Raw genomic sequence first — 12772 nt, 5'->3', positions numbered from 1 at the left:
CGCGTATGTACATCTGCGTCTACGACTCTACTGGTGAGCCGGGACGGGTTCGGACACGAGTTCGGGCTCGGGCGCACGTCCGGCGAGGCGCTCGCGCCAGGCGGCGAGGACGGCCGCGTCGGTGGGCTTCGTCATCAAGGAGACGGCGAGGTAGGCCACGAGGGAAGACAGCAGGCCGTAGTAGACGGGCTCGTTGGCGAGGATGCCGTAGCTCGCCATCAGCCCGACGACCGCGAGTCCGCCGACGACGACGGAGGCGAGGGCGCCCTGCGCGGTGCCGCGCTTCCACAGCAGTCCGCCGAGGATCGGGACGAGCAGTCCGCCGACCAGGAGGTTGTACGCGACGGTCAGCGCCTCGACGACGTTGTTCAGCGCGATGGCCGTGCCGATGACCGCGATACCCATGATCAGGATGAAGACGCGGTTGCCCTTGACCTCGTCGTGCGCGTCCTCGGACCCCCGCACGATGCCCCTGAGCCGCGACCAGATGTCGTTGTTCGCGACGGTGGCGCAGGCGATGAGCGCGCCGGAGGAGGTGGACATCACGGCGGCGAGGGCGGCGGCCAGCACCAGGCCGCGGACGCCGACCGGCAGTTCGTCCTTCACGATCGTGGCGAAGGCGTCGTCGGCGCTGGCCAGGTTCGGGTAGAGCACCTTGGCGGCCGTACCGATGACGGCGCCGGCGAGGGCGTAGGCGAGACAGTAGGTTCCGGCGACCGTGCCGCCCCACTTGGCGGTCGTGTCGCTGCGGGCGGTGAAGACGCGCTGCCAGATGTCCTGACCGATGAGCATGCCGAACGTGTAGATCAGCACGTAGGTGAAGATCGTCTCGCCGCCGATGCCCAGCGGGTCGAAGTATTCGGTGGGCAGCTGGGCCTTCATCTCGCTGAACCCGCCGGCCTTGACGACGGCGATGGGCAGGAGCAGGAGCAGCACGCCGATGGTCTTCACCACGAACTGGACCATGTCGGTGAGGGTGATCGACCACATGCCGCCGAGGGTGGAGTAGGCGACGACGATCGAACCGCCGAGGACGATGGCGAGCGTGCGGTTCATGTCGAAGAGCACGTCGAAGATCGTGGCGTAGGCGATCGTGGAGGTGACGGCGAGCATGAGGGTGTACGCCCACATGACCACGCCGGAGATCACGCCGGCCTTGCCGCCGTACCGGAGATCGAGCATCTCGGAGACGGTGTAGACCTTGAGCCGGGCGATCCGGGCGGAGAAGAAGACGGAGAGGGCGAGCAGCCCGAGCCCGATGGTGAACACCATCCAGGCGCCGGAGAGCCCGTACTGGTAGCCGAGGCCCACGCCGCCGATGGTGGACGCGCCGCCGAGGACGATCGCGGCCATGGTGCCGGAGTACATGGCGGGCCCGAGGCGCCGCCCCGCCACCAGGAACTCGCTCTTGGACTTGGCTCGGCGCATGCCCCACCAGCCCATGGCCAGCATGCCGACCAGATAGACGACGATCACTGTGTAGTCGACGGCCATATTGGGGCCTCCTTTACGCACTTCCCGGTGGCGTGTCGTGCAGATACGTGGGGGGTTCCTGAGAACAGGGGTTCCTGAGCACAGGGACTCCGGCAGGGGCTCGCGGGGACATCCGCCCGTACCCGCGGCTGCCGGTCTGGACCGACCTTAGGTGGCCGAAAAGCGACTGCGAAGTGTACGTTTCATCCATTCAGGCTGTACGGAGTGGAGGGAACGCACACATGCCGGATCCGTCCGTCCCACCCACCCCACCGGTACCGCTGTCGGCGCTGCTGGCCCGGGAGGACCTGGCGCTGCGGCACATCGCGGGCGCCGCGGACCCCGCGCGCGTGATGATCCACTGGGCGCACACGTCCGAGATGGCGGACCCGTATCCGTACCTGCTCGGCGGAGAGCTGCTGCTCACGGCGGGCGTGCACATCCCGGAGGCGGCGGGCTCGGGCACGTACTTCGACGACTACGTCTCGCGGATCGTCGAGGCGGGCGGCACGGCCCTGGGCTTCGGACTGGCTCCGGTGCACGACACGGTGCCGAGAGCCCTGGTCGCGGCGTGCGAGGCATACGGCCTCCCGCTCCTGGAGGTCCCGCCCCGGACGACCTTCTCGGGCGTGGCCAGAGCGGTCTGGCAGCTGATGGCCCAGGCCCGCCTGGCAGAACTCCGCCGAGTGACGGAGGCCCAGCAGCGACTGGCCACAGCCGCCTCCCGCCCGGACCCGGTTCCGTCAGTGCTGCGCCAACTGGCCCAACGGGTCGGCGGCTGGGCAGTCCTGTACGGCCCGGACGGCGCGGACATCGCGAAGGCGGGACGGGCGCCGGGGGCGGAGGCGAGGGGGGCGCTTGCGGAGCTGGCACGGGTCGTACGACCCGAAGCAGCCGCAGGCAGCCGCGCCCCGGAATCCGCCGCAGCCGCGAGCAGTCGTGCCGCCGAGGCGGCCCTCGCAGCCAAAGAAGCGGCACCCCGCGAGCGCGGGCAGGCGCACACCTCGCCCGCGCCCACCTCCGCCACGGACACAGTGGCCGGCACCCACCTCGCCGCCTACGCCCTCGCCCCAGGACACGGCTTCGTCCTCGGTGTCGCCGCCCCCCACCGCGACCCCGCCGACCACACCATCGCCTCCGTGGCGGCCGTACTCCTCTCCCTCCTCACCGGCGAACAGCAGAGCGGCACCGGCGCGGCCCGTACCTCCGCTCTCGTACGGCTGCTCCTCGGGGCGGAACCCAAAGACGTCGCCCCCCTCCTCGGCACCGGCGCCTGGCTCGTCGTACACGCCCGCCCCGACACCCCGGCCGCCCCCGACCCCGTCACCGCCTCCGCCCTCGGCGCCGCGCTCGGCTCGCCCCTCGTCGACCTCGCGAAGGACGTCGTCCGCGTCCTCGTCCCCGCCGACCGCGAACCCGCCCCGCAGCAGGGCTGGACCCTCGGCGTCAGCGACCCCGCCACCCCCGCGGAGTGGCCCGCCGCCGACATCCGCGCGGCCCGCGCGCTCGCCCGCGCCCGCGCCACCCGCACCCCCCTCGTCCGCCACGGCACCGGAACCGGTCTGTCCGACCTCGTCCCCCACGACGAGGCCGCCGCCCACGCCCGTTCCCTCCTCGCCCCGATCGCCAACTCCCCCGCCCTGGTCGACACCCTGCGCACCTGGCTCTCCCTGCACGGCAGTTGGGACCGTACGGCCGTCGCGCTCGCCGTCCACCGCAACACCGTCCGCCAGCGCATCACCCGTTGCGCCGCGCTCCTCGGCACCGACCTCGACGACCCCGACGTACGCATGGAGCTGTGGTTCGCGCTGCGGCAGTGACCCACGTCCCAGCGTCCGGGACACCCCGCGCGTCCACCGGGGTCTGCCTCACAATGGGACACATGCCGATACCCGGGACACCCAGCCGCGCCGAGCTCGTCGAACACCTCGTCAGAACCCGTATCGCGGGCGACGTAGCCACTCCTCGCGAGAACAACCTCTCCCATTACCGCAAGCTCGCGAACGGCGACCGGAACTTCTGGCTCGGCCTGGAGCTGGGTGACCGCTGGACCGACGAGCAGGACGTGCTCGCGGTGATGGCGGAGCGGGTCGGCGTCAACGACGATCCCGAGTACCGGTTCGGCCAGGACACCATCGACCCCGAGCTGACCGTCGCCGGACTGGAGCGGATGGCCGGCCGGCTGCGCAAGGCGGCCGACGGCGGCCAGCGCGTCCTGTTCGCCACCGGCCACCCCGGCGGCCTCCTCGACGTGCACCGCGCCACGGCCGCCGCCCTGCGCACGGCGGGCTGCGAGATCGTGGTCATCCCGGACGGGCTGCAGACGGACGAGGGCTACGTCATGCAGTTCGCGGACGTGGCGGTGCTGGAGCACGGCGCCACGCTGTGGCACACCCACTCGGGCGAGCCGATGAAGGCGATCCTGACGGCGCTGGAACGGCTCGGCGATCCGCTGCCGGACCTGGTCGTCGCCGACCACGGCTGGGCGGGCTACGCGGGACAGCACGGCGTCGACTCGGTCGGCTACGCCGACTCCAACGACCCGGCCCTCTTCCTCGCGGAGTCCGAGGGGACCGTCCAGGTGACGGTCCCGCTCGACGACCACGTGGTCAGCCCCCGCTACTACGACGCGATGACGGCGTACCTGCTGGCGGAGGCGGGGCTTTCGTGAAAGGGGCCTAGCCGCGCGGCGCGCGGACGACGCCCTCCTGGATGACCGAGACCGCCAGCCGGCCGTCCTGGGTGTAGATGCGGGCCTGGCCGAGGCCGCGCCCGCCGGAGGCCGACGGGGACTGCTGGTCGTACAGCAGCCACTCGTCGGCGCGGAACGGGCGGTGGAACCACATCGCGTGGTCCAGGGAGGCGCCGACGACATCGCCGACGGCCCAGCCGCCCCGCCCGTGCGCGAGCAGGACCGAGTCCAGCAGGGTCATGTCGGAGACGTACGTGGCGAGGACGACGTGCAGCAGCGGGTCGTCCCCGAGCTTGCCGTTGGTGCGGAACCACACCTGGGAGTGCGGCTCACGCGGCTCGCCGAACCTGCCGTACGGCGGCTCGTCGACGTAGCGCACGTCCACGGCGGCGCGCGCCTCGAGGAACTTCTCCACGACGCCGGCGTCGAGATGGCCGTAGCCGCGCAGCCGCTCCTCCGAGGTGGGGAGCGTGGCCGGGTCGGGCGCGGCGGGCATCGGGGTCTGGTGCTCGAAGCCCTCCTCCGGGCGCTGGAAGGAGGCGGACAGCGCGAAGATCGGCTGCCCGTGCTGGACGGCAACCACCCGGCGGGCCGTGAAGGACCGGCCGTCGTTCATGCGGTCGACGGTGTAGACGATGGGCGCGCCGGGGTCCCCGATGCGCAGGAAGTACGCGTGCAGGGAGTGGGCGAGCCGGTCCTCGGGGACCGTCCGCCCGGCGGCGACCAGCGCCTGGGCGGCGACCTGTCCGCCGAAGACCCGTGGGACGACGGCGGACCGGGACTGGCCGCGGAAGATGTTCTCCTCGATCTGCTCCAGGTCGAGCAGATCGAGGAGATCCTGTAGTGCCTCGTTCATGGCAACTGGTTGTACCGGCCAGTCATGTCGGGGACCTTACAGGCCCATGTCCTTGGCGATGATCGACTTCATGATCTCGCTGGTGCCGCCGTAGATGCGGTTGACCCGGTTGTCCGCGTAGAGGCGGGCGATCGGGTACTCGTTCATGAAGCCGTAGCCGCCGTGCAGCTGGAGGCAGCGGTCGATCACGCGGTGGGCGACCTCGGTGCAGAAGAGCTTGGCGGAGGCGGCCTCGGCGGGGGTCAGCTCACCGGCGTCGAGGGCCTCCAGGGCGCGGTCGGCGACGGCCTCGGCCGCGTCGACCTCGGCCTGGCAGGCGGCCAGCTCGAACTTGGTGTTCTGGAACGCGGCGACCGGCTTGCCGAAGACGGTGCGGTCCTGGACGTACTCCTTGGCGAACCGCACGGCGGCCTTGGCCTGCGCGTAGGCGCCGTAGGCGATGCCCCAGCGCTCGGAGGCGAGGTTGTGGCCGAGGTAGTAGAAGCCCTTGTTCTCCTCGCCGAGGAGGTCCTCGACCGGGACCTTCACGTCGACGAACGCCAGCTCGGCGGTGTCGGAGGTCCGCAGGCCGAGCTTGTCGAGCTTGCGGCCGACGGAGTAGCCCTCGGACTTGGTGTCCACGGCGAACAGCGAGATGCCGAAGCGGCGGTCCTCGGCGGTGGGCGCGGAGGTGCGGGCGCAGACGATGACGCGGTCGGCGTGGACGCCGCCGGTGATGAAGGTCTTGGCGCCGTTGAGGACGTAGTGCGTGCCGTCCTCGGAGAGCTTGGCGGTGGTCTTCATGCCCGCGAGGTCGGAGCCGGTGCCCGGCTCGGTCATCGCGAGGGCCCACATCTCCTCGCCGGAGACGAACTTCGGCAGGAAGCGCTTCTTCTGCTCGTCGCTGGCGAGCATCTTGATGTACGGCAGGCCGAGCAGCACGTGCACGCCGGAGCCGCCGAACTGCACACCCGCGCGGGCGGTCTCCTCGTACATCACCGCCTCGAACTTGTACGACTCGATGCCGGCGCCGCCGTACTCCTCGTCGACGCGGATGCCGAAGACGCCGAGCTCGGCGAGCTTGTAGTAGAAGTCCCGGGGCGCCTGGCCCGCCGCGAACCACTCGTCGTACACCGGTACGACCTCGGCCTCGATGAAGGCGCGGATGGTCTCCCGGAACGCCTCGTGGTCCTCATTGAACACAGTACGGCGCACGCCGCCACCTCCACCTGCGTATGTCTAAGCGCTTGCTCACTCAACCGTACCGGCGAGTATGAAGCGGCGTCCAGAGGTGTCCGGTCGTAACGCTCGTCACGCCCCTCGCGGGCCTACTCCTGACCGCTCGCCGATCCGAAGGCCCCCCGGGCCATCCGGTGCAGCAACTCAGCCGTGGCCCCCCGGCCGGGCAGCGATCCCGGACGCCCCAGATGCGGCGTGGAGTTCAGCAGACCGAACACCGAGTGCACCGCGGACCGAGCCGTCGGTTCCGTCAGTTCCGGGTACACCTCGCGGACCACCTCCACCCACAGCTCCACGTACTGCCGCTGAAGCTGGCGCACCAGCTTGCGGTCGCTGTCCCGGAGGCGGTCCAGCTCGCGGTCGTGCAGGGTGATCAGGGGACGGTCGTCGAGCGCGAAGTCGATGTGCCCCTCGATCAGGGAGTCCAGCACCGCCGGGGACGGCATCCCGTCGGCCTCCGCCAGCCGGCGCTTCGCCCCCGTCAGCAACTGGCCGCTGATCCCCACCAGCAGCTCCGCCAGCATCGCGTCCTTGCCCGCGAAGTGCCGGTAGAGCCCGGGGCCGCTGATGCCGACGGCGGCACCTATCTCGTCGACCCCCACGCCATGGAAACCGCGTTCGGCGAAGAGCCGCGCGGCCTCCTTGAGGATCTGCTCTCGACGGGTCGGGGCGTCGGTTCTGGTGGCCATGCGAGCAATTCTAGACAGGGAGGTTAGCGGTCGTTAACCTGAAGGAAATGCGTTAACGCTCATTAACAAGGGTGAGGGGACCGCAGGATGCACGAGGCACCGGAGCTGACGAGCGCGGCAGATCCCGCGTCGGAGGCCTGGCAGGCCAATGAGGAGGCGCAGCTCGCGCTCGTGGCCGAGCTGCGCGACAAGCTCGCCGCGGCCCGGCTCGGCGGGGGCGAGAAGGCGCGCGCCCGGCACACCGCGCGCGGCAAGCTGCTGCCCCGGGACCGGGTGGACACCCTGCTCGACCCGGGCTCGCCGTTCCTTGAGCTGGCGCCCCTCGCGGCCGACGGCATGTACGAGGGACAGGCCCCGGCGGCAGGCGTGATCGCCGGGATCGGCCGGGTCAGCGGACGCGAGTGCGTGATCGTCGCCAACGACGCCACCGTCAAGGGCGGCACGTACTACCCGATGACGGTGAAGAAGCACCTGCGGGCCCAGGAAGTGGCGCTGGAGAACCGGCTGCCCTGTCTCTACCTCGTCGACTCCGGCGGCGCCTTCCTGCCGATGCAGGACGAGGTCTTCCCCGACCGCGAGCACTTCGGGCGGATCTTCTACAACCAGGCCCGGATGTCCGGCGCGGGGATCCCGCAGATCGCCGCCGTCCTCGGGTCCTGCACGGCCGGCGGGGCGTACGTCCCGGCCATGAGCGACGAGGCCGTCATCGTCCGGAACCAGGGCACGATCTTCCTCGGCGGCCCGCCGCTGGTGAAGGCCGCCACCGGCGAGGTCGTCACCGCCGAGGAGCTGGGCGGCGGCGAGGTCCACGCGCGCGTGTCGGGCGTGACCGACCATCTCGCCGAGGACGACGCGCACGCGCTCAGGATCGTCCGGAACATCGTCGACACCCTCCCCGCGCGCGGGCGGCTGCCGTGGGAGGTGCGGTCGGCGGAGGAGCCCAAGGTCGACCCCTACGGCCTGTACGGCGCGGTGCCGGCCGACCCGCGCACCCCCTACGACGTCCGCGAGGTCATCGCGCGCGTGGTCGACGGCTCCCGGTTCGCGGAGTTCAAGTCCGAGTTCGGGCAGACCCTGGTCACCGGCTTCGCCCGGATCCACGGCCACCCGGTCGGCATCGTCGCCAACAACGGCATCCTGTTCGCCGAGTCCGCCCAGAAGGGCGCCCACTTCATCGAGCTGTGCGACCAGCGCGGCATCCCGCTGGTGTTCCTGCAGAACATCTCCGGGTTCATGGTCGGCAGGGACTACGAGGCGGGCGGTATCGCCAAGCACGGCGCCAAGATGGTGACGGCGGTCGCCACCACCCGCGTCCCGAAGCTGACGGTCGTGGTCGGCGGCTCCTACGGCGCCGGGAACTACTCCATGTGCGGCCGCGCCTACTCGCCCCGCTTCCTGTGGATGTGGCCGGGCGCCAAGATCTCCGTCATGGGCGGCGAGCAGGCCTCCTCCGTCCTGGCCACCGTCAAGCGCGATCAGCTGGAGGCGCGCGGCGAGGAGTGGCCGGCCGAGGAGGAAGAGGCCTTCAGGGCACCGATCCGTGCGCAGTACGAGCGCCAGGGGAATGCCTATTACGCGACGGCCCGCCTGTGGGACGACGGGGTCATCGATCCCCTGGAGACCCGGCAGGTGCTGGGCCTGGCACTGACCGCCTGCGCGAACGCCCCGCTGGGTGACCCCCAGTTCGGCGTCTTCCGGATGTGAGGACCCAACCCATGTTTGACACAGTGCTCGTCGCCAACCGGGGTGAGATCGCGGTCCGCGTCATCCGCACCCTGCGCACGCTCGGCGTCCGTTCGGTCGCCGTCTTCTCCGACGCCGACGCCGACGCCCGGCACGTCCGGGAGGCCGACACGGCGGTACGGATCGGTCCCGCGCCGGCCGTGGAGAGCTATCTGTCCGTCCCCGCGCTGCTGGAGGCCGCCGCCCGCACCGGCGCCCAGGCCGTCCACCCCGGCTACGGCTTCCTCGCCGAGAACGCCGAGTTCGCGCGCGCCTGCGCCGAGGCGGGCCTGGTCTTCATCGGACCGCCGGCCGAGGCGATCGCCCTCATGGGCGACAAGATCCGCGCCAAAGAGACCGTGCGGGCGGCCGGAGTCCCGGTCGTCCCCGGCGGACGCGACCCGGAACTCGCCGCGGCGGCCCGGGAGCTGGGCCCGCCGGTGCTGCTGAAGCCCAGCGCGGGCGGCGGCGGCAAGGGCATGCGGCTGGTCCGGGACCTGGACCTGCTGGACGAGGAGATCGCGGCGGCCCGGCGCGAGGCGGCGGCCTCCTTCGGTGACGACACGCTCCTGGTCGAGCGGTGGATCGACCGCCCCCGGCACATCGAGATCCAGGTGCTGGCGGACGGCCACGGCCAGGTCGTCCACCTCGGCGAGCGCGAGTGCTCCCTGCAGCGGCGCCACCAGAAGGTCGTCGAGGAGGCGCCGAGCGTGCTCCTCGACGAGGAGACCCGGGCGGCGATGGGACGGGCGGCGGTGGAGGCGGCCCGCTCCTGCGGGTACGTCGGCGCGGGCACGGTGGAGTTCATCGTCCCGGGCGGCGACCCTTCCGCGTACTACTTCATGGAGATGAACACCCGCCTCCAGGTGGAGCACCCGGTCACCGAGCTGGTCACCGGCCTGGACCTGGTCGAGTGGCAGCTGCGGGTGGCGGCCGGGGAGAAGCTCGCCTTCGGCCAGGACGAGGTCCGGCTGACCGGGCACGCGGTGGAGGCCCGTATCTGCGCCGAGACTGTGTCCGTCAAGGAGGGCGCGCGCGGGTTCCTTCCCTCCGGCGGCACGGTCCTGCGCCTGCGCGAGCCCTCCGGGGACGGCGTGCGCACGGACTCCGGGCTCACCGAGGGCACCGAGGTCGGCAGCCTGTACGACCCGATGCTCTCCAAGGTCATCGCCTACGGCCCCGACCGCCCGACGGCCCTGCGCAGACTCCGCGCGGCCCTCGCGGAGACGGTGACGCTGGGCGTGCAGACCAACGCGGGCTTCCTGCGCCGCCTGCTGGCCCACCCGGCGGTGGTGGCCGGGGAACTGGACACCGGGCTCGTGGAGCGCGAGGTGGACGGGCTGGTGGTGACGGAGGTGCCGGTGGAGGTGTACGCGGCCGCGGCGCTGCTGCGCCGGGCGGCACTCACGCCGGCCGACGGGGACGGCTGGGCCGACCCGTTCGCGGCGGCCGACGGCTGGCGCCTGGGCGGTGAGCCGGCCTGGACTCCGACCCCGCTGCACGTGCCGGGCCACGACCCGGTGACCGTGCGGGTGCGCCGCACGCGCGACGGGCGGACCGAGCTGCTGCTGCCCGGCCGGGAGACCCCGCTTCGGGGTTCCGGGGGCGCGTGGGACGCGCAGCGGTTCACCTTCACCCTCGACGGCCTCACCCACACCTTCGCCGCCTCGCCGGACGGCACCTGGCTGGGCCGGGACGGCGACGCCTGGCACGTGCGGGACCACGATCCGGTGGCCGCGTCGCTGAGCCGGGCCGCGCACTCCGGGGCCGACTCGCTCACCGCGCCCATGCCCGGGACCGTGACCGTCGTCAAGGTCGCCGTGGGGGACGAGGTGAGCGCCGGTCAGAGCCTGCTGGTGGTGGAGGCGATGAAGATGGAGCACGTCATCTCCGCCCCGCACGCCGGCACGGTCGCCGAACTGGACGTCGCCCCGGGCACCACGGTCGCCATGGACCAGGTGCTCGCCGTCATCACCCCCGCCGACGCGGAGGAGGACCAGTGACGCTCCCCATGACCGTCCCGGAGAGCGGCCTGCCGGCCCGCGTCCGGATCCACGAGGTCGGCGCCCGCGACGGCCTGCAGAACGAGAAGTCGACCGTACCCACGGAGGTGAAGGCGGAGTTCGTCCGCCGCCTCGCCGACGCGGGCCTGACGACGATCGAGGCCACCAGCTTCGTACACCCGAGGTGGGTGCCCCAACTCGCGGACGCGGAAGAGCTGTTCCCCCAGGTCAGCGATCTGCCGGTGGACCTTCCGGTGCTGGTGCCGAACGAACGCGGTCTGGAGCGTGCCCTCGCGCTGAACGCCACCCGCGTCGCCGTCTTCGCCAGCGCCACCGAGTCCTTCGCCAAGGCCAACCTCAACCGCACGGTCGACGAGGCGCTGGCCATGTTCGAGCCGGTCGTCGCCCGCGCGAAGGCCGAGGGCGTCCATGTGCGCGGCTATCTCTCCATGTGCTTCGGCGACCCCTGGGAGGGCGCGGTGCCCGTGCCGCAGGTCGTCGGGGTCTGCCGCGCCCTGCTCGACATGGGCTGCGACGAACTGAGCCTCGGCGACACGATCGGCGTCGCCACCCCGGGCCACGTCCGCGCGCTGCTCACCGAACTCACCGGCGGGGGCACGCCCGTGGAGAAGCTGGGCGTGCACTTCCACGACACCTACGGCCAGGCCCTCGCCAACACCCACGCGGCACTCCAGCACGGCGTCACCACCGTCGACGCCTCCGCGGGCGGCCTGGGCGGCTGCCCGTACGCGAAGTCCGCCACCGGCAACCTCGCCACCGAAGACCTTGTGTGGATGCTGCACGGACTCGGCATCGACACCGGGGTCGACCTCGGCCGTCTCGTCGCCACAAGCGAGTGGATGGCCGGCCGACTGGGCCGCCCCAGCCCGTCCCGCACCGTACGAGCCCTCTCCCACAAGGAGTGACCCCCATGGACCACAAGCTCTCCCCCGAGCTCGAAGAACTGCGCCGTACGGTGGAGGAGTTCGCGCACGACGTCGTGGCGCCCAAGATCGGCGACCTCTACGAGCGCCATGAGTTCCCGTACGAGATCGTGCGCGAGATGGGCCGCATGGGCCTGTTCGGGCTGCCCTTCCCCGAGGAGTACGGCGGGATGGGCGGCGACTACCTCGCCCTCGGCATCGCCCTGGAGGAACTGGCCCGCGTCGACTCCTCGGTGGCCATCACCCTGGAGGCGGGCGTCTCGCTCGGCGCGATGCCGATCCATCTGTTCGGCACCGAGGAGCAGAAGAGGGAATGGCTGCCCCGGCTCTGCTCGGGAGAGGTCCTCGGCGCCTTCGGTCTGACCGAGCCGGACGGCGGCTCCGACGCGGGCGCGACCCGGACGACGGCCCAACTGGACCCGGAGACCGACGAGTGGGTGATCAACGGCACCAAGTGCTTCATCACCAACTCAGGTACGGACATCACGGGGTTGGTCACGGTCACGGCGGTCACCGACCGCGGCCCCACGGACGGCGCGCCCCTGATCTCCTCGATCATCGTCCCGTCGGGCACCCCGGGCTTCACGGTGGCCCCGCCGTACTCGAAGGTCGGCTGGAACGCCTCCGACACCCGTGAGCTGTCCTTCGTCGACGTCCGGGTCCCGCGGGCCAACCTCCTCGGCACCCTGGGCCGCGGCTACGCCCAGTTCCTGCGCATCCTCGACGAGGGCCGGATCGCGATCGCGGCGCTGGCGACGGGGCTGGCGCAGGGCTGTGTGGACGAGTCGGTGCGCTACGCCAAGGAGCGGCACGCCTTCGGCCGGCCGATCGGCGCCAACCAGGCGATCCAGTTCAAGCTCGCCGACATGGAGATGCGGGCCCACACCGCCCGGGTCACCTGGCGCGACGCGGCGAGCCGGCTGGTGGCGGGCGAGCCCTTCAAGCGGGAGGCGGCCATGGCCAAGCTCTACTCCTCCACGATCGCGGTGGACAACGCCCGCGACGCCACCCAGATCCACGGCGGCTACGGCTTCATGAACGAGTTCCCGGTGGCCCGGATGTGGCGGGACTCCAAGATCCTGGAGATCGGCGAGGGGACCAGCGAGGTCCAGCGGATGCTGATCGCCCGCGAACTGGGGCTGCCGCAGCGCTAGTGAGACAGCGGCGGACCCTCT

General features: G+C 71.6%; 10 protein-coding genes. 6 read left to right on the top strand and 4 right to left on the bottom strand.

What is annotated here, in order from left to right; translation table 11 throughout:
- Positions 1-27: 27 nt before the first annotated feature.
- Positions 28-1494, bottom strand: a complete 1467-nt coding sequence (locus AC068Z_RS21800; protein WP_478557848.1) for a sodium:solute symporter family protein — start codon at positions 1492-1494, stop codon at positions 28-30.
- 221 nt (positions 1495-1715) lie between these two features.
- Between AC068Z_RS21800 and AC068Z_RS21795 the strand changes: the two genes are divergently transcribed.
- Both AC068Z_RS21795 and AC068Z_RS21790 read left to right on the top strand, forming a co-directional pair.
- Positions 1716-3293 carry a PucR family transcriptional regulator ligand-binding domain-containing protein gene (locus tag AC068Z_RS21795; RefSeq protein ID WP_478557845.1) on the top strand — a complete coding sequence of 526 codons (1578 nt, stop codon included), beginning with the start codon at positions 1716-1718 and terminating at the stop codon, positions 3291-3293.
- A 62-nt stretch (positions 3294-3355) separates the two neighbouring features.
- Positions 3356-4144, top strand: a complete 789-nt coding sequence (locus AC068Z_RS21790; protein WP_478557842.1) for a phosphatase — start codon at positions 3356-3358, stop codon at positions 4142-4144.
- Positions 4145-4151: 7 nt separating this feature from the next.
- Here the strand turns inward: AC068Z_RS21790 and AC068Z_RS21785 are convergent, their stop codons facing one another.
- The 3 genes from AC068Z_RS21785 to AC068Z_RS21775 form a co-directional block, all read right to left on the bottom strand.
- Positions 4152-5021, bottom strand: a complete 870-nt coding sequence (locus tag AC068Z_RS21785) for an acyl-CoA thioesterase (RefSeq protein ID WP_478557839.1) — start codon at positions 5019-5021, stop codon at positions 4152-4154.
- Positions 5022-5057: 36 nt separating this feature from the next.
- Complete coding sequence (locus AC068Z_RS21780) at positions 5058-6215, bottom strand: acyl-CoA dehydrogenase family protein (RefSeq protein ID WP_478557835.1); 1158 nt, start codon at positions 6213-6215, stop codon at positions 5058-5060.
- Between the two features lie 113 nt (positions 6216-6328).
- Positions 6329-6928 (bottom strand): SACE_7040 family transcriptional regulator, encoded by a 600-nt coding sequence (locus AC068Z_RS21775; protein WP_478557832.1) that lies wholly within the window; start codon positions 6926-6928, stop codon positions 6329-6331.
- An 87-nt stretch (positions 6929-7015) separates the two neighbouring features.
- On the opposite strand from AC068Z_RS21775, the gene AC068Z_RS21770 reads away from it, so the two are divergent.
- From AC068Z_RS21770 to AC068Z_RS21755, 4 genes are read left to right on the top strand one after another with little or no spacing between them, the layout of a single operon-like run.
- Entirely contained in the window at positions 7016-8632 is a 1617-nt protein-coding gene (locus AC068Z_RS21770) for a carboxyl transferase domain-containing protein (protein WP_478557829.1), read from the top strand.
- An 11-nt stretch (positions 8633-8643) separates the two neighbouring features.
- The gene (locus AC068Z_RS21765) at positions 8644-10653 is read left to right on the top strand and encodes an acetyl/propionyl/methylcrotonyl-CoA carboxylase subunit alpha (RefSeq protein WP_478557826.1); all 2010 of its coding nucleotides are present in this window, start codon (positions 8644-8646) and stop codon (positions 10651-10653) included.
- Positions 10650-11579, top strand: coding sequence for a hydroxymethylglutaryl-CoA lyase (locus AC068Z_RS21760; protein ID WP_478557823.1), 930 nt, complete (start codon positions 10650-10652; stop codon positions 11577-11579). Before AC068Z_RS21765 ends, AC068Z_RS21760 begins: the two co-directional genes overlap by 4 nt.
- A 5-nt stretch (positions 11580-11584) precedes the next feature.
- On the top strand, positions 11585-12751 hold the full coding sequence (locus AC068Z_RS21755; RefSeq protein WP_478557820.1) for an acyl-CoA dehydrogenase family protein: 1167 nt from the start codon (positions 11585-11587) through the stop codon (positions 12749-12751).
- Positions 12752-12772 lie beyond the last annotated feature (21 nt).

This window comes from Streptomyces sp. NPDC043726, from assembly GCF_056436565.1.
This window is presented reverse-complemented; position numbering and strand designations above follow the sequence as displayed.